Origin of the sequence: Aliivibrio kagoshimensis (assembly GCF_050337105.1) — a bacterium.
GTDB classification, from domain to species: domain Bacteria; phylum Pseudomonadota; class Gammaproteobacteria; order Enterobacterales; family Vibrionaceae; genus Aliivibrio_A; species Aliivibrio_A kagoshimensis.
This window is the reverse complement of record NZ_JAKJSQ010000061.1, coordinates 1-22,877: the sequence shown is the minus strand read 5'-3', so window position 1 is coordinate 22,877 and position 22,877 is coordinate 1. Positions and strand designations below refer to the sequence as shown.

General features: G+C 42.9%; 18 protein-coding genes. 5 read left to right on the top strand and 13 right to left on the bottom strand.

Annotated features, from left to right (window positions below):
* Window positions 1-242 precede the first annotated feature (242 nt).
* The 6 genes from L4C32_RS16520 to L4C32_RS16495 all read right to left on the bottom strand — a co-directional run bounded on the left by L4C32_RS16520 (window position 243) and on the right by L4C32_RS16495 (window position 3,392).
* The gene (locus L4C32_RS16520; protein WP_428197998.1) at window positions 243-485 is read right to left on the bottom strand and encodes a hypothetical protein; all 243 of its coding nucleotides are present in this window, start codon (window positions 483-485) and stop codon (window positions 243-245) included.
* A 134-nt stretch (window positions 486-619) separates the two neighbouring features.
* Complete coding sequence (locus L4C32_RS16515; protein WP_428197997.1) at window positions 620-1,327, bottom strand: hypothetical protein; 708 nt, start codon at window positions 1,325-1,327, stop codon at window positions 620-622.
* Between the two features lie 259 nt (window positions 1,328-1,586).
* A complete protein-coding gene (locus L4C32_RS16510; RefSeq protein WP_428197996.1) occupies window positions 1,587-2,021 on the bottom strand; it encodes a GNAT family N-acetyltransferase in 435 nt (144 codons plus the stop codon).
* A 9-nt stretch (window positions 2,022-2,030) separates the two neighbouring features.
* Window positions 2,031-2,648, bottom strand: coding sequence for an RraA family protein (locus tag L4C32_RS16505; RefSeq protein WP_428197995.1), 618 nt, complete (start codon window positions 2,646-2,648; stop codon window positions 2,031-2,033).
* Window positions 2,649-2,667: 19 nt separating this feature from the next.
* A complete protein-coding gene (gene yciH / locus L4C32_RS16500; protein WP_428197994.1) occupies window positions 2,668-2,979 on the bottom strand; it encodes a stress response translation initiation inhibitor YciH in 312 nt (103 codons plus the stop codon).
* A 32-nt stretch (window positions 2,980-3,011) separates the two neighbouring features.
* Window positions 3,012-3,392 (bottom strand): DUF3319 domain-containing protein, encoded by a 381-nt coding sequence (locus L4C32_RS16495; RefSeq protein WP_428197993.1) that lies wholly within the window; start codon window positions 3,390-3,392, stop codon window positions 3,012-3,014.
* Window positions 3,393-3,523: 131 nt separating this feature from the next.
* On the opposite strand from L4C32_RS16495, the gene L4C32_RS16490 reads away from it, so the two are divergent.
* Complete coding sequence (locus L4C32_RS16490; protein WP_428197992.1) at window positions 3,524-4,465, top strand: tyrosine-type recombinase/integrase; 942 nt, start codon at window positions 3,524-3,526, stop codon at window positions 4,463-4,465.
* Between the two features lie 35 nt (window positions 4,466-4,500).
* On the opposite strand, the gene L4C32_RS16485 is transcribed toward L4C32_RS16490, so the two are convergent.
* Both L4C32_RS16485 and L4C32_RS16480 read right to left on the bottom strand, forming a co-directional pair.
* Window positions 4,501-5,502, bottom strand: a complete 1,002-nt coding sequence (locus L4C32_RS16485) for a D-alanine--D-alanine ligase (RefSeq protein WP_428197991.1) — start codon at window positions 5,500-5,502, stop codon at window positions 4,501-4,503.
* A 143-nt stretch (window positions 5,503-5,645) separates the two neighbouring features.
* A complete protein-coding gene (locus tag L4C32_RS16480; RefSeq protein WP_428197990.1) occupies window positions 5,646-6,215 on the bottom strand; it encodes an SPOR domain-containing protein in 570 nt (189 codons plus the stop codon).
* Between the two features lie 255 nt (window positions 6,216-6,470).
* On the opposite strand from L4C32_RS16480, the gene L4C32_RS16475 reads away from it, so the two are divergent.
* Entirely contained in the window at window positions 6,471-9,149 is a 2,679-nt protein-coding gene (locus tag L4C32_RS16475) for a bifunctional acetate--CoA ligase family protein/GNAT family N-acetyltransferase (protein ID WP_428197989.1), read from the top strand.
* A gap of 266 nt (window positions 9,150-9,415) precedes the next feature.
* Here L4C32_RS16475 and galE read toward each other — a convergent pair whose 3' ends face one another.
* The 5 genes from galE to L4C32_RS16450 all read right to left on the bottom strand — a co-directional run bounded on the left by galE (window position 9,416) and on the right by L4C32_RS16450 (window position 16,174).
* On the bottom strand, window positions 9,416-10,429 hold the full coding sequence (gene galE, locus L4C32_RS16470) for a UDP-glucose 4-epimerase GalE (RefSeq protein WP_428197988.1): 1,014 nt from the start codon (window positions 10,427-10,429) through the stop codon (window positions 9,416-9,418).
* A gap of 124 nt (window positions 10,430-10,553) precedes the next feature.
* Entirely contained in the window at window positions 10,554-13,250 is a 2,697-nt protein-coding gene (locus L4C32_RS16465; RefSeq protein ID WP_428197987.1) for an arsenate reductase (azurin) large subunit, read from the bottom strand.
* A gap of 2 nt (window positions 13,251-13,252) precedes the next feature.
* Window positions 13,253-13,852: an arsenate reductase (azurin) small subunit gene (locus L4C32_RS16460; protein WP_428197986.1), complete on the bottom strand. Its 600-nt coding sequence runs from the start codon at window positions 13,850-13,852 to the stop codon at window positions 13,253-13,255.
* Entirely contained in the window at window positions 13,849-15,072 is a 1,224-nt protein-coding gene (locus tag L4C32_RS16455) for a cytochrome-c peroxidase (RefSeq protein ID WP_428197985.1), read from the bottom strand. Before L4C32_RS16455 ends, L4C32_RS16460 begins: the two co-directional genes overlap by 4 nt.
* A gap of 10 nt (window positions 15,073-15,082) precedes the next feature.
* Window positions 15,083-16,174 (bottom strand): cytochrome-c peroxidase, encoded by a 1,092-nt coding sequence (locus L4C32_RS16450; RefSeq protein WP_428197984.1) that lies wholly within the window; start codon window positions 16,172-16,174, stop codon window positions 15,083-15,085.
* 343 nt (window positions 16,175-16,517) lie between these two features.
* On the opposite strand from L4C32_RS16450, the gene L4C32_RS16445 reads away from it, so the two are divergent.
* The 3 genes from L4C32_RS16445 to L4C32_RS16435 all read left to right on the top strand — a co-directional run bounded on the left by L4C32_RS16445 (window position 16,518) and on the right by L4C32_RS16435 (window position 22,834).
* Window positions 16,518-18,866: a HEAT repeat domain-containing protein gene (locus L4C32_RS16445; RefSeq protein WP_428197983.1), complete on the top strand. Its 2,349-nt coding sequence runs from the start codon at window positions 16,518-16,520 to the stop codon at window positions 18,864-18,866.
* A 115-nt stretch (window positions 18,867-18,981) separates the two neighbouring features.
* Window positions 18,982-21,507, top strand: coding sequence for a PAS domain S-box protein (locus L4C32_RS16440; RefSeq protein WP_428197982.1), 2,526 nt, complete (start codon window positions 18,982-18,984; stop codon window positions 21,505-21,507).
* Entirely contained in the window at window positions 21,500-22,834 is a 1,335-nt protein-coding gene (locus L4C32_RS16435) for a sigma-54-dependent transcriptional regulator (protein WP_428197981.1), read from the top strand. Before L4C32_RS16440 ends, L4C32_RS16435 begins: the two co-directional genes overlap by 8 nt.
* Window positions 22,835-22,877: the final 43 nt, after the last annotated feature.

The window sequence follows — 22,877 nt, the reverse complement described above, 5'->3', positions numbered from 1 at the left end:
TAATGAAACAGTTTTAATAGATAAAGTAGATATAATCATAAAACTGATTAAAACTATTACATCTAGAGGTTAACTCTAAGTTAAATAATAAGTCATTTAAACGTACAGATAAAAGAGGTCTAGCAGGAAAAGGGTATATTTCTTTGAGCTTTAAACATAATCGCCCAATTGAGCCGCTTTATTGCTTATAGGGGCGGATGTCCCACCGTACACCATGGCAGACCGTCATATATGCAGTAGCGTTAACACTTAGGACGCAATTCATCTAACGAATCGAAATAACGTTGAACCTTGCGTTCTAGCTCATTCAATTGTTGTGTTAGTTGTTCATTGCGTTTTTTCTCATTGGTGTACATGGAGTGGTATTTTACTGACATGTAACCGCCCTCAATCAGTGAGCCTGACGCCGTTGCTTTATTGGTCAGCGCTTTGAGCTCTGTAAGCATTTTTTCATGCTTTTCTGTATCTCTAATCGTAATTGCCATCATTTTTCCTTTCTGCAGACTTTGCCAGGGGAAATAATGATAGCATAATTTTCTTGATGTTCCTGGAGGAAAATCATTTATGATTGCAAAAGTAACTAGCTACCGGTTAATCCTGGTTAAGTTTTGCAATCACTTTAAAGGATGGTGGTTTTAATGATCACCATTAGCTCTTTTTGCACCTTAGACACTTGCTTTGACTTGAACAACTCACCGAGAAACGGAATATCCATAAGCAGCGGTATGCCTGATATTGACACTTTATCCTCACCTGATATCAATCCCCCTAATGAAATGGTTTGACCGCTCTGAACGCTCACCGTCGTCTGTACTGTCCGCTTGTTGGTGATGATGTCCGATGCAATAGCCGAATTGCTCACACTCGATGATTCTTGCGATATTTTCAGTATCACACTGTTACCGATGATGTGAGGCACGACTGAGAGCGATATACCCACATCACGACGTTCTATTCGTTGTGTTACTTTCCCTGCGTCAGTGGTGTCTGTTGCCACAAGAAATGGCACGTTTTGACCTACGCTAATGTAGCCTTGCTCTCTGTCTAATATCAGTATGTGAGGCTTGGAAAGTAGGGTGGTATTCTCAGATTTTGATACCGCTTTTATTAGTGCGCTGAAATCGCCGCCGTTATAGATAGCGTGTGCATATTTGTTTGGGTTAAACGCTGAAATCACATTGGTTGCAAAGTTAAAGCCTGTTCCATCCATAGCAGATGAGAGGTTAACGCCCAGTTCTTGATTATCATCGAGTAGAGTTTCTGTAATGATGGATTCGATAAAAACAAGCTGCTGCTTTTGGTCAATGACGCCTATGAGTGCATCCACTGATTTTATCTGCGCATCCTTACCACTGACAATAATCGCGTTACTCGATACCAGTGATTGAACGTTACTATGTCGCGGTCACTCATAGGGATCAACATTGTTTGAGGTCCTCAAACTCATGGGGTTCAATAAGCATAAGAGGACATTTTAAAATTGCTCAAACCGGACATTACTAAATTGGGCCTACAATTAAAGTGCGCATTACGTGCATTATGTTAAATGCTTATCAGGTGAGGACACTAATGCGGCCTCACTGCTGTTATTTATCAAGGATAAGCTTTTTTCTTAAGCTGTTTAGATTGTGTCCTGGTGGAAAATCTTCAAGCTCTGCGTATACGGTGTATCCATTCTTTTTGTAGAACTCGACAGCGCTGAAACTGAAGCTGTTCAGGTAGGCATTGCCACAGCCATTTTTAACTGCTTCTTGCTCAATGGCGTACAGCAACTGTTCGCCATAGCCTTGACCGCGAACGGCGTCAGATATCCATAAGGTACCGACCCATAACCAATCATAATTTCCATAGGCACCTGTAATGCCGCCCATAATCTCGTTATTATCATCTTTTAAGAAAAACGTGATGTTTTTGCGCTCTTCAATGCCTGCAATATTCTCGGTAAAGTCATCAAGACCTTTTCCTAAAATATCGAGATCACTCTCACTGGGTGTGTGGTCAATGCGGATGGTGTAAGGCATGTAAATCCTTTACGTTGATTGCTTATTGTAAGCGCTAGTAATACGTTCAATATGGTGCTGCTGCCACTGTTCAAGTGTCATACTTTGTTCGGCATCGAACTTTGCTTTTACAAGAGAGTAAATTTCTTCTGAGCGCTGCTTCGGTATGACTACAATGCCCTCTTCATCTGCCACAATGATGTCGCCAGATTCTACATTTGCTCCTCCGCATATGATCGGTGTTTCAAGCGGTGAAATGAACATTTTGTTTCCTGGTACTGGGAATACACCACGGGCAAAAACTGGAAACTGATTTTCACGTATCTCAGCAATGTCTCGAACAACACCATCGATAATGAAACCTGCAATTCCGCGTTTCTTGGCTACTGCACATACATTACCGCCAGCAGCGGCAAGATCATTACCACAACCAGATGCAACAATGATGGATCCTTCAGGAGCCTGATGGATCGCCATATGTAACATTAAATGATCACCAGGAGCCAACTGAACAGTAAATGCCGGGCCACAAACTCGCGGTGTATTTGGCCACAATGCTTTGATACCAAAATCCATGAAATGATCACGCTTTAATACATTGGCATAATCCGTTGGGGATAACTCAGAAAAGAGAGAAAGATTTAGCATTATGGCTCCTATATTGGTATTAACCGCCTGAGAATTTAACAGTGTGTCCTTGTTTGACAAGGTAATCTTTAATCTTGTCGCGATTATCACCTTGGATTTCAATCGTACCGTTTTTTACTGCGCCACCACAACCACATACTTTTTTGAGCGCTACAGCCACTAGTTTCAGGGCTTTATCGTCTAGGTCTAGGCCTGTTATGATACAGACCCCTTTTCCTTTTCGACCTTTAGATTCACGCTGTATACGCACAACGCCATCACCTTTTGGACGCTGTACTTGTTCTTTCTCCGGTGTGATGCGACCGGTCTCTGTTGAATATACTAATGACATGATTCTGCTCGACTTACGTTAAGTATGAAAATTTATTGTTTTTTAGAGGCTTTGTTGAAGCGATCGATATAATCTTGAAGTGCCTTTTGGCTCCCTTTAATCAATCTACCACCATGCATAAAATACCACTCTTTCGATTGTTCTGAATCGTTACTGAAAATATAGCCTTTATATTCCATTTTTTGAACTTGGACCTTGGAATTCTCGGCAGTTTCTCCTTCATTAATCAGTTCACCGCTTTCGTTAAACTCTGCAGGGTCAATAAGAACCGCAGCATCGGTCCACCAATCGATAGATTTTTTTACTGCTGTGATATTCCCTATCAGTACTTTATTCTGTAAACGCACTCTCCAAGCGTTAGCATCATCAGATTTGTTCTCAATACTGTATCCACGATGAAAAACTTGACTCATAGGTAACCCCATGTTTAATTAATGTAATTTTCTTTATTTCGACATTTATACCATAAAAATGCAGTCGTTTCTCGACCCGAATTAATTTATAGTTAGGGATGAATTTAAAGGGATCTCTAACAGGGCATAAAATGAGCAACGATGTTGACCTCAAACTAAGCAAAGCCTACTTCAGCTCGGTAATTACAGATGACCAGCTATTAAAGCAGTTAACTGGCGACAACTATTCAAGCAATTCACTGATTTCTATCATTAATGATTGGAATCGTTTTGTTGAATTTTGTCAGCTCAAATCGGTTTCCCCTTTTCCTTCATCAGTCACTGCCGTTAGGCTTTATATACAAAGTCAGCGTCAAACACGTAAATTATCTACGTTGAAACGCTACCTCATCTCGATTGGTATCATCCATCGTTGTAACGACTTGTCTGATCCAACCAACCACCGACAGGTTAAATTTCTCTTGCAAGAATTGCGCCTAGAGAAAAAAGATGATGCAAAACAAGCGGCCCCTTTTCAACTGGTCCATCTTGAAACGTTGAACGAAAAGCTAGGCCATTCAGAGGATATTAAAGACATAAGAGATGTGTGTGTCTGGAATATTATGTTTGAAACCATGATAAAACGTTCCGAACTCAAGTCCCTTCAAACCAATCAGATCGCTTATGGTGAAAGTGACATTGTGACGCTAGATATCGATCAAGTGACCTATGCACTCAGTCAATCTGCTTCAGGTTATTTAGTACGTTGGATTAACATGGCGAATATTCACAACGGGATCGTGTTCAGAAGTATTAACCGTCATGGCACGGTAGGCGTTGAAGTGCTCAACGATTCATCTATCTATCGCATTGTTCGTAGAGCCAGTGATGAGCTAGGTTTGAAGGTCAAGTTTTCTGGTCAATCGACTCGAGTTGGTGCGACTCAAGAGCTCGCGCAACAAGGTTATGCATTAAAAGAGATTCAAACTTTTGGACGTTGGGCTAGCCCGGCAATGCCAGCTCAATACTTAGGAAACAAACCCACTGCTGAACAAGAGAAGCGTAAATATAAAAAAGCCAAACCTTGGGATTAATGGCTTGGCTTAGTAAAGTAAGTTCGCTCTCTACCCTATTTTTCTTTTACCGCACTATAGATTGCCGATTGCAAAAAGGCTTTGAACTTTAATCCATTGTGCTCCATCAGTTTCGGGAACATCGAAATTGGTGTCATGCCAGGAAAGGTATTGACTTCATTGAGATAGATTTTATTCTCTTCAGTTAGGAAGAAATCAATTCGAGCCAAATCTTTAAGTTTCATCTGTTTAAACACTTTTTGAGCACAGTGCTGAATTGTCGCGAGGTGGTCGGGAGAAAGATCGCTAACTTCTAACGTCGTTGTTGAGTGACTATCTGTGCTGTATTTCTCTTCATAGGTGTAAAACTTACCTTCAGGCGCACGGATCTCTCCAGGGTTGGTGACAAACAATTCACCTTGATACTCATAAGCTGACACTTCAAGTTCACGTGGTATCACAGACTGTTCAATTAAAACTTGGTCTGAATAGGTAAAAGCATTGTCGATAGCAGTGAGCAATTCACCCTCATTAGTGACGCTGTAGCATCCTACTGATGACCCTTGACACGCCGCTTTAACAAAGACTTTATTCCATTTTTTGAGTGCTGATTTAGCCTTCTCTATGCTCTCTGAGCTTTGCTCACTGAGAAAAAGGTAGGGAGTATTTGGAATGTCTAATGCGTCATACCAAAGCTTAGAGGTTATTTTATTAAAGCTGTTAGTGCTCGATTGCGCATCACAACCAAGGAATGGGGTTTTTGACATGGCAAAAAGAGATTGGATATCGCCAGTTTCACCTGGGAAGCCATGAATGCATGGAATTGCGTAATCGATAATGGTTTTCTTGTTATCCATCGTTAATGCACCATCAACTGTAAAATGGCAAGGTAACGAAGTGTGCTTCTGAAACCATCCTGATTCTTTGATTTCAACAGGGAAAACGTTGAGACCATCAATTTCAGCTAGCTGTTGTTCTAAGAATGCTGAAGAGACAAGAGAGACTTCATGCTCTGATCCTGCCCCGCCACAAAGAAGTAATACATTAATTTTGTTCATGTGCCATATTTCCAAATCATACTGAGAATGTCTGAGAACAGCGAATAGACTATGATAATCGCTTTTTGAGAAAGGTTAAACTCCAAGCTGCATAAGCTCAGAAGTGGTGTACAACAAAAAAGGAGCCGAAGCTCCTTAATCTACTAGTTTACTTTTATGATGTCTGGATACTGTGACTGCTTAATACTCTTAATGCTGCGCGGGAATGGCTTCTGCATTCTGATCGCTTCAGGTAAATAAGGAATGGCAGCTTTGGCTTCAGCCTTAGTATTGAAATTACCGTAAAGTACACTGGTCCAATTCTTACCGTTAACCATTTTGTCATTGACCCACAACTGCTCACGGTTTGGCATATTCTTTAAATATTCATCAAGACGTGCATTGTTGAGTAATGAGACAATCTGCAGAGTGAAAGAAGAGTCAGTATGTGGCGCTTTATTGCTTTTTACAGGTGGCGCCAGAGAGACAGTATTGGACGTTGAGCTTTTTTCTATCGCTGAAGTTTCAACGGCTTCGGTTTGTGCTGCCGTTGGAGAGATACTCTGTTCAACAGGGGCAGGTGTTTCTTTCATTTCAGTTTGTGCAGGTGCGCTCTGAGTTTTCGCATGTGCATACACTTCTGTTTCAGATTCGGTGGTGATATCGGTTACATAGGTATCAGTAGCACAACCGGCGAGTAACATTGATAAGGTAATAACTGCGATTTTATTCATTTTAATTTTCACATAGTTAGAAATCTAAAGCCATTTTGCCCTTGAGCGAAGTAGCTTGCAACGATTGATTATATTAAGAGGTGCGCAACTGGCGGCGTGTCACATCTTAACTTAAGAGTGTTACCAAAATACCAAGGTAACTTGATAAAGTAAACTTAGATCACAACGACACAACAGATTGAATACCAAAGGTTTAGTTTTTCGTACAATATAAGAACAAAGTAGCGAAATGTTGAGTAACATCTGGAGAGAGATATGCAAACGTTACACAAGTTACTTAAACCGACGTCTGTTGCTATTGTTGGGGCATCTGATACTGAGTACCGTGCGGGCAATATAGTCATGCGTAATCTGTTATCTGCAGGCTTTAATGGTCCAATTATTCCTGTCACTCCTAAGTATCACTCTGTTCGTGGCGTTCTGGCCTACGCTTCCATCTCTGATATGCCCATCATTCCAGATTTAACGGTACTGTGTACCAATGCCATGCGTAATCCTCAGTTACTCCAAGAGTTAGGAGAGAAAGGGGTCAAAGCCGCTATTTTACTCTCTTCTGAGATGTCGATTGACGTCGATGAAAACGGAGAGACGGCTCTGGATCGATGTAAACTTATTGCTGCAGAATATGGTATCCGTCTGTTGGGGCCAAATAGTCTCGGCATTATTCTTCCTTGGCTGAACTTAAACGCGTCGTTCTCCCCGATTACTGCCTTAAAAGGAAATATTGCCTTTGTTTCTCAGTCTTCTGCAGTCTGTACGACCATCCTCGACTGGGCAAATGAAAAAAGAATTGGGTTCTCATCGTTTATCTCTTTGGGGGATACCGCAGACATCGATTTTTCTGAACTGCTCGATACCTTATGTACTGATAGCAAAACGGATGCAATTTTGCTTTATATCGACTCAATATCAGACGCTAGAAAATTCATGTCTGCCGCGCGAGCTGCTTCAAGAAATCGCAGAATACTCGTTCTTAAAAGTGGCAATAGTCGACAAGGCGGTCGAGCCGCTGTTTTGCACTCTAAAGATCTATACAGTCTTGATGTGGTCTATGATTCTGCAATACGCCGTGCTGGTATGCTCAGAGTTCCAAATACTCATGAGCTGTTCGCGGCGGTAGAGACATTGGCGCACTCGGTTCCTCTTCGTGGTGAGCGTTTAGCCATTATGTCCAATGGTCATGGTCCGGCGACAATGGCTGTTGATACTTTGATGCAACGTGGAGGGAAATTAGCGACACTTCTACCTGAAACGGTTACTGCTTTAGATTTGGTATTGCCGAAAAGTTGGTCAACAGAGAATCCGATAAATCTATTGGGTGATGCCAGTATAGAGCGTTATTGTCAGGTATTGGAGATCTTGTTAAATGACGGTAACTTCGATGCATTGTTGATCATGCACTGCCCTTCTGCGATCTCGCCATCAAAAGAGGCCGCGAAACGGATCATTGAAGTGATCAAAAAACACCCAAAAAGTAAGCACTATAATATCCTTACAAACTGGTCGGGCGAAAACAGTGCCAAAGGGGCCAGATTGCTATTTACTCAAGCTGGATTCCCTACTTATCGAACACCAGAAAGTTCAGTGGCAGCGTTTGCACACTTGGTTGAGTATCGACGCAACCAAAAACAGCTCATGGAAACACCGACTTCTACGGGACATATTTCAAAGGACAACAAAGCCAAAGCACATCAATGGATCAACAAACGTCTTGATAAAAGTGAATATAAACTCGATACCCATCAACTTCAAACCTTGTTCTCATATTATGGCTTTTCAGCACTTGAGACCTGGATTGCTTTAGATACGTCAGAAGCGACACATATCTCTGAAAATATTGGCTACCCGGTAGCGGTTAAATTGAGGTCACCGGACATCCCTTATAAATCAGACGTTCAAGGAATCATGCTCAGTCTTAATAGTGCTCAAGAGGTGGCAAGTGGCGCACAGGCGATATTAGATAGGGTTCAATTAAGTTACCCTGCCGCCCGAATTGATGGTTTAGTGGTTCAATCTATGGCCAACCGTGCAGGCGCTCAGGAACTTAGAGTCAAAGTGAACAGTGATCCTATCTTCGGTCCCGTGATCTTGTTAGGCGAAGGAGGATCTGAATGGGATGATAACCGTGATGCCGCAGTAGCCATTCCGCCATTAAATACGGCGTTAGCTCGCTATTTAGTGGTTAATGCAATCAAAAGTGGAAAAATTAGAAATCAGAATCGACCTGATAAAATGAATATTGATGAGTTGAGTGCATTTTTAGTGAGATTGTCTCAGATGATCATAGATTGCCCTGAGATCATTGAATTAGACATTAATCCTCTACTTATTTCAGGCAGTGATTTGACCATTATTGATGCAGAGCTGTGCTTAGCGCCTTTTGAAGGGAGTTCGCATCAACGGTTAGCAATTCGCCCTTACCCAGATGAACTTGAACAAGTGGTGACACTCAAAGATGGCTCTGATGTATTGCTGCGCCCTATTCTGCCTGAAGATGAACCTAAACATGCTGAATTCATTTCAAATGTCTCAGTCGATGATCTCTATAAGCGTTTTTTCTCAGATGTGGGTGAGTTAAATCATGAAGCTTTGGCCAACTTGACTCAGATCGATTACGACCGAGAAATGGCATTTGTTGCAACAACGATGGACGGTGGTGAAGAGACAATTATAGCGGTCGCACGTGCAGTGGCGGATCCGGAAAATATTGATGCAGAGTTTGCTGTTTTGGTACGTTCCGATCTAAAAGGTCATGGCTTGGGCAGGATCTTAATGACAAAGATCATTGAGTATTGCACAGATCACGGGACTAAAAGTATCTCAGGTATGACGATGCCAAATAATCGGGGAATGATTCTACTAGCTCAAAAACTAGGGTTCGAGATCGATATACAGATGGAAGATGGCGTCGTTGATATGTTATTACGGTTATAAACCTAGTCTAAGGCGCAGTTAAATCATGCCTTAGATTAACTCTTTTTCATCTCTTTTCTCACCATGATAAAAGCAGCTACTACAAAAACAACTAAAAGCACGATTTCCATTTTTTCTTCCTCAATTAAACACATCAATCAGTCGATTGCGGCGCAATGTTAACATCTTTGCCTACAATATGGTGAGGAATGTATGAAATTTGTGCGACTATCTTGAAAAAAGATGGAAAAAAGTGGAAAAAGTTATGCTTTTCCCACTTTTGGGTACTAATCAGGATAACCTGTTGGGTTTTTTTGTTGCCAGTTCCAAGTATCAACTGTCATCTGTTGAAGGTCGAATTTTGCAGACCATTCTAATTCAGTTTTCGCTTTAGTTGGGTCGGCCCAACACTCTGCGATATCGCCTGGTCTTCTCTCAACGATACGGTAAGCCACGTCTGCACCAGATGCTTGCTCAAAGGCGTTAACCATCTCTAAAACGCTGTAGCCAATTCCAGTGCCTAAGTTATAGGTGTGTAATCCTGGCTGACTTCCCACTTTATTAAGCGCTGCAATATGACCAGCAGAAAGATCAAGTACATGGATGTAATCACGCACACCGGTACCATCGGTGGTGGCGTAATCATCACCAAAAACCGATAAAAATTCACGGCGGCCAATGGCGACTTGTGAAATAAATGGCATTAAGTTGTTAGGGATCCCTTGAGGATCCTCGCCCAACTCACCACTTGGGTGCGAACCCACGGGATTAAAGTAGCGCAGCAGAGTTATACTCCAGTCTGGATTGGCCATTTGAAAATCGGTTAAGCACTCTTCTACAATTAGCTTACTGCGTCCGTATGGATTGGTAGCGCTGGTAGGAAAAGACTCATTGATAGGGACAGAAGCCGGATCGCCATAAACGGTAGCTGAAGAGCTAAAAATAATTGAGTTAACACCTGCTCTACGCATGGCATCGACAAGAACTAGTGTTCCAGTCACATTGTTATCGTAATACTCTAGAGGTTTCGCTACGGATTCGCCAACCGCTTTTAAGCCAGCGAAATGAATCACTGAGTCGATAGTATGCTTAGCGAACAGTGTGTCTAAGAATGCTTTGTCTCTTATATCACCTTGATAAAATAGCGGACGAACTCCAGAAACAAACTCGATTCTATCAAGTACACTTTGCTTACTGTTATCGAGATTATCAACAATGATTGGCGTCATACCCTGTTCAATCATCTGAATGCATGTATGGCTTCCAATGTAGCCCATACCGCCTGTTACTAATACCTGCATAATATCCTTCCTAATCAGAAATCTAGCGGTATTGTAGCAAAGCTATATGACGACATGACTTTTTTATTGAGTTATTCGTAAGGAAGTAAGAAGCAAGTGAGTAACATACCCACTTGCTTTAGGTTTAGACTATGTTTCTTGGCGCAAATGAGAAGGCTCTAAATTCATGTTTGTATTTAGACTCCCCAATTTTTTTAATGTTTGAAACCCCCATTTTGAAGTTATAGTTGCCACTAATCTGATCAACCACACGTGTGGTTAACGAGTTAGAGGGCTGTCGCATATCGATCATATTGGCGTAAAGTGTCCCTTTCTTGGTAGCCGGTGTGACAATGGCTACTGCGGTGACGGCGGCTTTATCCAGTTTAATATGTCCATTTTCCATTAACTTACTAAATTGGAAGTCATCCGCATGAACCCCAAGGATGGTGTCTTTGAAGTTGGCAACACGATCAGAGTACATCATCACCTGATCACCGGACTCAATCCCACGTTTCTTGGCGTCTTCAGGGTGTATCTCAACCCAGTTTTCTGGCCAACGTTGTATCACGTAGGCACGACGCTCCACATCATCAAAACCTGATTGCCATATCTCATTGACTCGACCGTTAGAGAACCACAGTTCGTCACCTTTTGGTTGAATCCATGCATAGAAATCACTGAACAGATCCCATGGGTGTTTCTGTAAGTTTACTTTACCCGTCTGACTGTTAAATCCAGTTAACTGTTTCTTAAGCACATTGGCCCCTTTAGGACCATTGGTAAGCCCTTTTTCTGCCAGTGTCTCCTGCGTCATTTCCGTGTCGTGCAGTCGTTTAGTCCCAACCAGCTTCTTCGTATCGTAGTTATAAAAAACTGGGCCCTGTATACCGTCGGTTCCGTATTCTCTAAGTTTTTCATGAAGAGTTTTACCTTCAGCATGTGCCGCAACTTTAATCATATTAAAATCTTTACGACTGCCACGACTGAATCGAGAAGCCTCTTCAGCCACATCGTTAGAATTCTGCCAATCAAAGCCATCAAATCCCATGCGTTTGGCAAGTTGAGCAATGATCCACCAATCAGGCTTAGCATGCCCTGGCGCATCGGCAAACTGCTGGTAAAGACGTAGGCGGCGTTCACCATTAGCACGCATGAAGTCCACTTCACCCCATGTAGCGGCTGGGAAGACGATATCCGCAAATTTGGCACCAATTGGATCGCGTAGGTAGATATCTTGGTTAATCACGACCATTCCGCCTGAATCAGCACGACGTTTTAAGGTATCAATGATCTCTTGTTTATCATGGGTATATACTTGGTGAGGATTAGACGTCACTAACTCCCAAAATTTCTTCTGAAGCCCTTGGCTACCACACATAGATTGAATCCATGTAGTACCAATAACGTGAGCAAAGCGTGTATGACCTGAATAGGTATATCTATCCGTATCTAATGCACGGCGTCTTCTTCCTGGCACTTTCTCCGGTGACTTGTTACGAGGTAACTTCCCACCTGATTGACCTCCACGCTGGTGTCCACCAAATCGCCCGACGACTTGCCCTTCTCTACCACCCGCACCCACAATGGTTGCTAAGGTAGAAATAGCGTTGGTATTCCCGGTATTATTTGACCAATAGAAGCCCTTTTCGATCCCAATTGAGGTCTTTGGACGTTTACCATCAATAGGTTTTGCCATCATTTCAGCCGCTTTGTAGATCTTATCTACATCAATGCCCGCCATTTCAGCGGCGTATTCTGGATCATACTCTTTCTGTTTTTTATTCCATTTTTTATAATCTTCAAACCCATCCGTTTGGAATTTCCCCCACGTGGTTCTCCACTGCCATGGGGTATTACGTGTACCCTGTCCAAAACCTGAATTTGACTCCCATTTATTATTAACCCATTTTTTAATCCACTCTGAATCTTCCCATCCGTTGTCCATGATGACGCGAAGAATGGCGCCGACCACTAGGTTGTCAGATCCTGGATTAATGTCTAAGTGCAAACCGCCATGTTTTTTCATGTAGGCGATCCCTGCAGTTTCACGAGGATTCAATATCACAGTTTTCATGCCCCGTTGAATCGCAGGCATCATAAACTGGGTGAATAGAATGGTTTTGGTTTCGTATGGATCCGTCCCACAGACCATTAATACATCCGCAGCGCCCCAATCATCATAACTAGGGCCGAAATTATCAAAGCCAGCATCACGGAACCCTGGAGTAGAAGTGACATCTGATGGGGTATCATGGAATGAGAAGTTAGCCGTATTAACATGACGCAGTGCATATTTTGTAATGGCGTAGGTATTTTCAATGTACTGGTATGAGAATGTTTTTACTCCATACGCATTAGTACCATGGGTATCAATAACATACTTACCCACTTCAGAGGCAATATCTAACGCAAAGTCCCATGATACCGGCTGTAGACTACCTCCAATTCGAACTAATGGCTGTGTAAGACGATCTCTAGTACCCGTAGAAGGGTTATAGAGTTTCTGTGCAAGCAGGCCCCCTCGCATTGATGAATCGCCTGATTTGTTAACCGCTTTAGTATCTTTATCTGGAACCACAATAATATTGTGAGGTTTGCCGTTATGCATGATCACGTTGTGCTGTGCTGGAGCAACCCAAGCTTGCAATGGAGCACTTGGGAAGTTAATTCCAAAGGCATTTTGATCGGCTTTCTGGCCTCCATTTCTCTGCTCTAAAGGCCAGCGATAAACTTTGTAACCACACGCCACGATACAGTAATCACATGCTGTGGTGATCACTTCCGCATTGGTAGGTGGAAGTGGTGCGTGATCTTCAGGAATATAAAAATTAGTGGTCATTGTTATGCCTCCTGCATCGCAATAATGTTATCGGTTCGGCCAAATAGCAGACCCATGATGCCCACGGCATAGATATCGTCACCATCAAGCTCTAGCAGTACTTGAGGTAGGCTTTCGTACGCTTGGCCTGATACGATGATTCCATGTCTTCGAAGATCAAAGGTTGAAAGATGGAATGGACACTGGCCCAGTACACGGTGTTCGCCAACCACTTTGTATTGACCGTTTAATGGGCCACCTTGATGGGTACACATTAAAGAGAAGGCTGCTACATCCTGCTGTTTACCAATTCCTCCACCAGCTTGTACTCCCATTTTGCTGAGGATAGCTTGGGAGTTCGGGCCATTATCAGGGTAGTTAAAGTAAACTGGCTCGTTATCTTTTAGATCGCTGAGTTGGGCAATCTTTAGCCTAGGATATCCAACCACTCGAGCTTGAGTGCTGGTGGCTTGTGCCGTACCTGGGAACATTGTCAATGAAACGATGCTGGCTGTACTTGCTGCTGCACCTGAATACATCAAGAATTCCCGGCGGGACATCATGCACTTCTGGTGCTCTTGTGCACTTTCACTCTTGTTAGGTTTTGATTTATCAAGGTTCATTTTGTTGCCTCCTTGAGCTGCTTCTCAGTAAACAGTGGTTGGTATTCTGGAATGGTCGGATAATCCATCAATAGACGTTCACCAGTAAAGGCATCTAGGAATGCAAGTAGATCGGCTTTCTCATCGGAAGAGAGACCTAATGGCTTGATCAATGGTGATTTAGACTCGCTAAATGTAGAGGTACGTCCGTTCGCATCAATACCACCACGATCATAGAAATCTACGACGTCGGCCAGTGTGGCAAGGGTACCGTTATGCATGTAAGGCGCTGTGTATTTGGTGTAACGTAGGCTCGGTGTGCGGAATTTCCCTTTCATCTCTTTACGTTTACCACGGAAATAGACACCAGGATCCGCTTTGGTATGACGGTACATCTCCTCGGTTGAACCCTTGGCATAGAGTTCGTACCTAAAGGTAATCTGTGCCATTGGATCGGTTTCCCAGCGCAAATTAGAAGGAACACCGACGTTGTAGTACTGTTCATCAGACGCTAACGCCCCATTGTGACAAGCGATACAACTCGCTTTACCTTCAAATAACGCCTTTCCACGAAGTTGCTGCTTAGAGAGCGCACCGTCATCACCCATTAAATAGTTATCTAATGGGGTGTCGGTTTGCACTAATGTACGCTCGAATGCGCCAATGGCTTTCCATGCGTTACTTATCTTTGGATAGTTATCACCAAAGATTTCATTAAATGCAGTGACGTACTCAGGAACTAGGGCTAAACGAGCTTCCATTAAATCATCTTCACCGTTACCTGCAACGCCGCCTTTAGCCGCACTTTTCGCTTGTCCTTCCAGTGATTTACTTGAGCCAGCCCAAAAGAGCTTACTGTAGTAACCGGAGTTAACAATGGTTTGGCTGTTTCGCCAGTGGACGGTTCCAGGGTAGCCCAACGATAGATCCGATGGGAAATCCCAACCTAAGGCTGGATTATGACAAGCAGAACATGGTGTCGATGTATCTCCACCCAAGCGGCCATCAAAAAACAGAACTTTCCCTAATTCCACTTTTTCTGGCGTGGTTGGGTTATCAGCAGGTGTCGGTACCTTCCCTAGAGGTGCCAGTGCGGGATAGTCAATGCTAGCAAGGGTTACCGGGACTAACTTGGCTGCTACCTGTTCAGCAGTCATTGAATCCTTAGCTGAAGCAGGTGACAAGGTCACCGATAGGGCCGCTACAACAACACTAGACAAGGTTAATATTGATCGTTTCATTGTATTCTCCTTAATTTAGTGTGTTAGACCAGTCAGATATAAGCTGATAGTTATAGTCGTTAGGCGACCAAACGTGAGTATCTGTCGTCAGTGGCGTGCTTGACAGTGATTCAAGGAAGGCGACCAGCGAGGCTTGTTCTGATTTGGATAAATTAAGCGGTTTAAGGCGAGCATCTTTATTACTGTCTACTCCGCCACCTTGGTTATAAAACTCAACCACTTCAGGTAACGTTTTAATCATACCGTTGTGCATATACGGCGCCGTCTGTGTTAACTCACGCAGTGTCGGGGTCATGAATTTACCCATGTCTTTGCCATCTATACGGTGGGTTTGCACGTAGGCACCAACGTCACGTTTTAGGTTCATGTAGTTCTCATTCCCCATAAACATGTTAAAAGCAATAAAGGTTTGATGACGATATGGGTCAGTGAATATCTCAAGGTTTTCGGCAACACCGGTGTTATAAGGTTTGCCATCAGAAAACAGTGGTCCGTTATGACATGATGAGCAGCCCGCTTTGCCTTTGAACAATTCGAAACCTCGTTTGGCTTCTTTGGTTAACTTGTTATTGTCAAACGGAGTGGGATTCGAGGTAAGCGTTTTTAAGTACTCAGGAATAGCTTTACGTACTGAGCCATTCGATGGTTCGCCATAGCCTGCTTTTTTAAACATATCGACATAAATTGGATCTTGCTTAATACGCTCTTGCATCAAGCGCATGTCCATATTCATCAACCAATCTTCGGTGATCATTTCACGGGTAACATCATTTAGGTTGGTGCCTAAACGACCATCGTGGAACCACACTTTTTTGTAAGCGCTGTTAATTAAAGTGGGGACGTTTCTAAACCCCTTACTTCCTGTGTATGCAGGTGAAAGTGCATCAGGGTGAGAGTAACCATTTTCTGGTACGTGGCACGATGCACATGACAGCGCCGTATTCCCTGATAAACGAGTATCAAAGAACAATCGTTTCCCTAACTCTGCTTTAGTGGCGTCTATTTTCAGTGCAGGCAACGGACCAAAGGTATCCGTTTTATCTTTTGCCATGACTGAAAATGAGAGGCTTACTACAGCGGTAAGGATCATCATTTTTTTCATTGTTGAGCTCCTTTTGCTTCCAGCGTAATGTTCATTGCTACCGCTATAGAGCATAAAGTGAGCCAATATTTTGAATATTTAATACTCTTATTATTCAATAAGATAGAAGGTGTACCTTTTTTGTTTCAACGACACCTTAACGATTCATTAAACGGAACACGTTCAAATTTATCATTTCGTTAAATTCAGCCATTTTCTAGTTTGTGTAGAGAAGGTAATTACTTGTAAGCACTTGATTTAATAAACTTCCCTAAATGATGACGAGTCGGCACGTAAAATGCACTAGTAAACAATAGTTAAGAGTTAAGTAAGACATTAGTAATGGTATTGAGGGATTTGAGTGATGTTAGATGAACTAACCAAGCGTGAAGTGACAAAAGCGTCGAATCAGTTAATCAAAGAGAAATTGATAGAATTACTGACCACTGGTGATGAAGCACTGCGCTGTTACGCTGCGCGGGCAATTGGTATGGGTAACGTGGTCGAGGCACAAAAACAGCTGGATGAGTGTTTATATCATGACGACCCCGATGTAGTGGTTGATAGTGCAGATGCATTGGTTGCCATCGGTTCTGGTGATTACGCATCACTATGCGACGTTGCTAAGCACCACCCTGAAAGCGATGCGCGTATCTCTGCCATGACGGCGATTGCGACTCAGCATCTGCATGATCCACAGTCACCGCATCATGAAGACGCATTAACTACCCTACATGGCATCGCAACTGGGCGACAAAATGAAGACACCTGGGGTATGAGTTCAGACTGGGATGATTGGTGGGATCTACAGCTTATCGCGGTGAAGTTACTGTCTGACTGTGAGCTTCAAAGCAACTTAGCACTCTTTACTGAATTACTTACCCATGATCCTGAGCCTGAATTAGAATCTGCGTTATACAATGGCATTGCAAAAGTATCTGCCACTCATATCATTGATCAACTAGACACTGCTACATTGATGAAAAAACGCAGACTTGCCCGTGCACTTACCCACTCAACTGAGCAGATCGCCACCGTATTTTTGTTCAAATTATTGCGTGAAGAAGATGACGAGTTAGTCAGTATCGCGATTAAATCTCTGTGTGCTCGTGGGGCGACAGAGTATCAATGGGATATTATTCGCTGCTTAAAGATGCCCTCAGCGATGATACAAAAATCAGTGATTAGCGAGATCGACAAACTTGGAAGTGCTGATCAATTGGATCTTGAACGTCTGTTTCATTTTGCCCAACAAGCTGATGAAGCTGCGTTACCTGCGATATTTGACATAATCAGTAAACATCAAGGAGCCATTAATGAAAAGCACAATGCCTGGTTAAGTGATGTATTACTGAGTTCTGATGAGTCTATTGTTTTGGCTACGGTAGAGATGATCATTAGTAAAACCTCTAATCACGATGAGCAGCACCCATTACGAGATATTGCGGCGGAGCGATGTTATGAAATGGCGCAGAAACGTTCGCTTTCATTGGAGCATCAAACGGCCTTTATTCGATTATTAATCAATTTTGATTATGAACACGCTAAGTTTGAACATTCACCCTACCCACTGTCATTGATTGATATGATCAACGAAGAGCGCGCTGGAATCACTCTGCAACAAGCTATTATTGAGGTGATGGTTCAGGATCAGTCGGGGGTTGCGAGAAAGTGGGTTCGTGATTTGATGTTTGGTTTCGAAGAGCAATCAGATGTCATCACGTCAACTCAGAATCAGGAGGAGCCAGCTAACGATGGCGATAATGAAGTCGCAACACTAGAGCAGTTATTAGATCAACACGACAGTGCCTTGCCCTCTATTGAAGATAGCGAACAGCCACCTCAAGTGGCGAACACCTCTACGCTATCTGTGATTCAACAGAGTAACGTTGTCTCTATGTTACATGCTGAGCAGGTAAAACCAGAAAAACCAATTGTCGAGATGGTCGAAGAGTTGGATCCTGAATTTGGTGAGTACAGTCAGATTGTCAAAGACCACTTTAATACCTCTGATAATTTGCAGCTCAATAGGCGAAAGATTGCAAAGATTCCGCAAGCAACACAACGTGTATTAGTGATACGTTCATTGGGATTACTGCCAAAGAAAGCCAGTGTTGAGTTACTGATTGAAGCGCTATTGGGGGCAACCGTGGAAGAGCAGAGAGAGATACTGCTCGCTTTGAGCCATATTGCCAACAAGAAGCGAATTCCTGAAGTGCGCAGTGCCATCGGTTCGGTGGGAAATGCAATGCACCTTGGCGATCCCCTTACGAAACAGGCTGCGACCAAGCTTTTAGCGTATTTACCACTCAATAAAGCCTTGCCATTATTTATGGTTGGGATCAGCGATAAAGATGAACACGTGCGTTGTAGCAGCTTGATGGCGTTAAAGCAGCAGATTGAGCATAAAAAAATTCCAGCTTCATCACGCGATTCGACGATCAGCCGTTTAATATATTGCTTTGAAGACAGTGCTGGTGGCGTGAGAAGGCTGGCATTACAGATCGTTGCGCTGATAGCAGATGATGACGATGCCTTGGAATCCATGATTGATTTAGCGATTACTGATGAGGAAGCGAATGCGATTGCAGCGACTGCATTATATCAACAACGTGACAAAGTATTACCTAGGTTAGCGCAAAAAATGAAGTTGGCAGAGCAGCAACAGCAACCTTTATGTATTCAACTGGCCGGTCGATTATTAGCCAGTTGATTAAAGCATGGTTCTAGCTCTGATTTTTGGTGTCACTGACTGTTCGTTTGTGGCACTTTTTCGTATCTTAGCTTACCCACTCTACGGTTTACTGTTTACCATGAGGAGTTATTGAATGGACGCTATACTCGACCCACCTCAAGAGCGCAATAAATCGGTATCATTTTCCAAGTTACTGTTTTGGCTATTGCCTAGTTGGTTAGCTTTGGCCGTTATCATGTGCGTGCACTATTTCGTCAGCATAGAGAGCCAGCAAGAGTTTGCACTGCATAATGAAAGGGTTATCGTCGAGCTGATGGAAGAGTTGCTGGGCGAAAGTTTAAGCAGTATGTCTTCAGATGCGAAAACACTCTCTTATATGACGGGGACTTTTTTAAGCAGCAACAGCCAATTCAATAAGTCTCATTTGATCAACTATTTTTCTGAATTGAGCAATAATAAACCCAACTACGATCAGATTCGCTATATTAATGCCGCTGGCGATGAAGTCGTCAGGATCAATAACAGCAACGGCGAAATACAAGTCGTGGATAAAGCTCAGCTACAAAACAAATCCAAACGTTACTACTTCCAGCGTAGTAATTTACTGCCGGCGGGTGATGTCTATATTTCCCCATTGGACCTTAATGTAGAGGGAGGATCAATCGAGGAACCCTTTAATCCGACAATTCGTGTAGCGGCACCGGTCTTCGATTCATTTGGTCAGCGCGTGGGGGTTATTGTTCTGAATTACAGAGCCAGTGTCATCATCAATAAAATGCTTACCGTCTCTCCCAGTTTTATGGAACATCTCTACCTCATCAGTCCTGAGGGGGACGCGATTATCCAGCCCTCGAGTCAAACGGATGGTCCATTTATTTTCAATACGGATAATTCACTGGATAATATTGCCAACGGGTTGGTTAAAGAGATCCAACAACAAAAAAGTGGTCAGCTCTTGTTTGAGCAAGATTTTTACACCTTTTCCATGATTGAAACCAAAGCAACCACTGGCTGGACTATCATCTCTGTGTTTCCTAAACAGCGTCTTAACTTAGCACGTTCGAGCTTTAGTGATCATTATCTGTCACTCTACCTATTTGCAGGCCTCTGTCTTAGCCTAGTCGTCGCCTTACTGAGTTATCATACTCACCAAAATTATTTGCTTAATCGTAAGCAACGTTATGAAAAACAGTTTCGACGTACCTTAGAGAATATACAGCTGGCGGCCATCACCGTTAAGGCGGATGGTAGCATCAGCTTTTGTAACCATTTCTTCCTTCAAATGACGGGGTATGAAAAAACAGAGGTCATTGGTAAACCTTGGGTTGAGATGTTTATTCCGCCCACATTGCAATCAGAAGCATCGACGTCACTGGCCAACGCACTTAAACACGGTCACGATAGCGCTCATACTGAAGAGGTGGTTCAGCATAAAAACGGGGACGTTCAGTTAGTATCATGGACCTCAACCTTCTCGAAAAATGAGTCTGGTGAAGCCAAGTCGGTTACTTTTATCGGTGAGAACGTGACCGAGAAAAAAGCGACACAAGATCATCTACAGCAGCTCAGTCATACCGTCGAGCAGAGTCAAAATTCAGTGATGATCTCAAACTTGGCAGGAAAAATTGTTTATGTAAACCCAGCTTTCTGTACGTTAACCCAATACACTAAAGAGGAAGTTATAGGTCAAACCCCCCAATTTCTCCAGTCAGGGGAGATGGAACAGAACAGTTACAAAACATTATGGAATACGATTGCCAATGGACGTGCTTGGCATGGTGAGTTTCACAATCGTAAAAAGAACGGCGACCTATTCTGGGAACGCGCGAGCATTTCGCCGGTAAAGGATGTTTCTGGTGAACTGCTCTACTTTGTTGCGGTGAAACAGGATATTACGGAAGAGAAGCGTTTAGCTGCACAGGTTGAAAGTGAACGTAATGAAAAAATTCAACATGAAAAACTGGCAGCAGTAGGCAATGTAGTCAATATGATCGCTCATGATCTAAGAAACCCACTGAGTTCGGTAAAAATGGCTTTACAGATCTACTCGCGTAAAGAGAAGGACGAATTGTTTGATATCTCGTTAGAGCAGGTCAAATACATGGAAGAGATACTGGAAGAGCTAATGGCCTATTCTCGACCTGATCAATCTAAGCCTGAATGGACTGATCTTAATAAATTGATTCAGTTAGTGATCAACAGCCAACAACGGTTAGCGGCTGAAAAACAGGTATTGCTTAATTTTTCCTTTATTGCCAATCTACCTACTTTGTTTGCGGATCCCGTAAAGTTACGTCAAGCTTTACAAAATGTTATCGTTAATGCCATACAGGCTGCTTCTCTATCAATGGAGTCGAACCCTCAAGTTGACGTATCCACCAACATGTTGATCACAGAGTCCGGTTCACGATTTTCTATTGAAATCAAAAATAATGGCCAATCCGTAGATCCCTGTTTGGCAGATAAAGTATTTGAGCCATTTTTTACCACAAGAGCAAAAGGAACGGGTTTGGGTTTAGCAATTGTAAAGAGAATCATAGAGAACCATCACGGTAATATACGCTTAGCTCCAAGAACGGAAATGTCAGGCACCATAGCCACTATCGAATTGCCATTGAATGCACTGGTTGATTCAGCGAGGGATGTCGTTAATGGATAAATTACTCATTGTAGATGATGACCATGGCATCTGTAGAACCTTGCAACTTCATTTTGAATCTTTAGGCCATCAGGTGAAAACCGCTCATTGTGTCGATGATGGTCTGGTTATTTGCCAGCAATTCACTCCTAATATCATTATTTTAGATATTCGCATGGACGGAAAATCAGGATTAGAAGGAATTCCAGAGTTCAAATCACTCTCTCCTGAGACTAAGATCATTATGATCACTGCTTTTCATGACATGGAAAGTACCATAGAAGCCATGCAGCAAGGGGCAGATGAATACATACATAAGCCGATTGATCTTGATGAACTTGATACCGCTGTAATAGCTGCAAAAAGTGTTCAGGTTGATGACAACGATGCGGTTACCATTCCGACAAGTGTCGGACACTCTATTATTGGTTCATCCCATGCCATGAAAGAGATATTTAAAACCATTGGAAAAGTAGCACTCACCAATGCTTCGGTAATGATCACTGGGGAGTCAGGTACCGGCAAAGAGATGATTGCCCAAGCAATTCACAATGCTGGTCGAGGTAAAGCGGCCCCATTTGTAGCGATTAACTGCGCAGCGTTAGTGGAAACCCTGCTTGAGTCTGAGATGTTTGGCCACAAGAAAGGATCCTTCACTGGCGCAGTGTCCGATCAAACGGGTAAATTTGAATTAGCTAAAACCGGTACCCTGTTTCTCGATGAAGTGGGTGAATTGGCCATGCCGATTCAAGCTAAACTTCTACGAGTACTGCAGGAGAAAGAGTTTACTCCCATTGGCGGCAAACAGACCATTAAAACCGACACGCGCATTATTTGCGCAACTCATCTAGATTTCGATCAAGCGATTAAAGAGAAAGCGTTTCGTGAAGATCTTTTCTATCGACTACAGGTGATCCGAATACACATTCCGCCCCTTAGGGATAGAAAGGAAGACTTAATTACGTTGATTCCGGTTCTATTAGCAAGAGCCAACCGAGATTTGGGAACTAAGGTTCAAAAAGTGTCGCAAGAGACGATGACACTTTTGTCTGAATATCACTGGCCTGGCAATGTAAGAGAACTGGAAAATGTTCTAACCAAGGCCGTGGCGCTCTGTTATGGCTCGATTTTAACCCCCGACCTCTTTACTGAACTGGCCATTGCGAGTACGCCAGCAAACACCCCAGCAACGCCAAGTGTCACTACCCCAGACATGAGCCTTGATATGGTTGAGTTAAAATATGTCCAAGATGTACTTGCTAGTGTGGAAGGCCATAAGGGAAAAGCGTGCGATATCCTAAAAATCAGTCGTCCAAGGCTGCAACGGATTCTTGAAAAGATGGAGTAAGTTAGATACCCAATACAAATGATAATAGTTATCATTTGTATTG

Excerpts from the sequence above, each read along its gene's own strand:
- L4C32_RS16520 (WP_428197998.1), bottom strand. The coding sequence starts at position 485 with ATGGCAATTACGATTAGAGATACAGAAAAGCATGAAAAAATGCTTACA.
- L4C32_RS16510 (WP_428197996.1), bottom strand. The coding sequence starts at position 2,021 with ATGCCTTACACCATCCGCATTGACCACACACCCAGTGAGAGTGATCTC.
- L4C32_RS16505 (WP_428197995.1), bottom strand. The coding sequence starts at position 2,648 with ATGCTAAATCTTTCTCTCTTTTCTGAGTTATCCCCAACGGATTATGCC.
- yciH (WP_428197994.1), bottom strand. The coding sequence starts at position 2,979 with ATGTCATTAGTATATTCAACAGAGACCGGTCGCATCACACCGGAGAAA.
- L4C32_RS16495 (WP_428197993.1), bottom strand. The coding sequence starts at position 3,392 with ATGAGTCAAGTTTTTCATCGTGGATACAGTATTGAGAACAAATCTGAT.
- L4C32_RS16490 (WP_428197992.1), top strand. The coding sequence starts at position 3,524 with ATGAGCAACGATGTTGACCTCAAACTAAGCAAAGCCTACTTCAGCTCG.
- L4C32_RS16485 (WP_428197991.1), bottom strand. The coding sequence starts at position 5,502 with ATGAACAAAATTAATGTATTACTTCTTTGTGGCGGGGCAGGATCAGAG.
- L4C32_RS16480 (WP_428197990.1), bottom strand. The coding sequence starts at position 6,215 with ATGAATAAAATCGCAGTTATTACCTTATCAATGTTACTCGCCGGTTGT.
- L4C32_RS16475 (WP_428197989.1), top strand. The coding sequence starts at position 6,471 with ATGCAAACGTTACACAAGTTACTTAAACCGACGTCTGTTGCTATTGTT.
- galE (WP_428197988.1), bottom strand. The coding sequence starts at position 10,429 with ATGCAGGTATTAGTAACAGGCGGTATGGGCTACATTGGAAGCCATACA.
- L4C32_RS16465 (WP_428197987.1), bottom strand. The coding sequence starts at position 13,250 with ATGACCACTAATTTTTATATTCCTGAAGATCACGCACCACTTCCACCT.
- L4C32_RS16460 (WP_428197986.1), bottom strand. The coding sequence starts at position 13,852 with ATGAACCTTGATAAATCAAAACCTAACAAGAGTGAAAGTGCACAAGAG.
- L4C32_RS16455 (WP_428197985.1), bottom strand. The coding sequence starts at position 15,072 with ATGAAACGATCAATATTAACCTTGTCTAGTGTTGTTGTAGCGGCCCTA.
- L4C32_RS16450 (WP_428197984.1), bottom strand. The coding sequence starts at position 16,174 with ATGAAAAAAATGATGATCCTTACCGCTGTAGTAAGCCTCTCATTTTCA.
- L4C32_RS16445 (WP_428197983.1), top strand. The coding sequence starts at position 16,518 with ATGTTAGATGAACTAACCAAGCGTGAAGTGACAAAAGCGTCGAATCAG.
- L4C32_RS16440 (WP_428197982.1), top strand. The coding sequence starts at position 18,982 with ATGGACGCTATACTCGACCCACCTCAAGAGCGCAATAAATCGGTATCA.
- L4C32_RS16435 (WP_428197981.1), top strand. The coding sequence starts at position 21,500 with ATGGATAAATTACTCATTGTAGATGATGACCATGGCATCTGTAGAACC.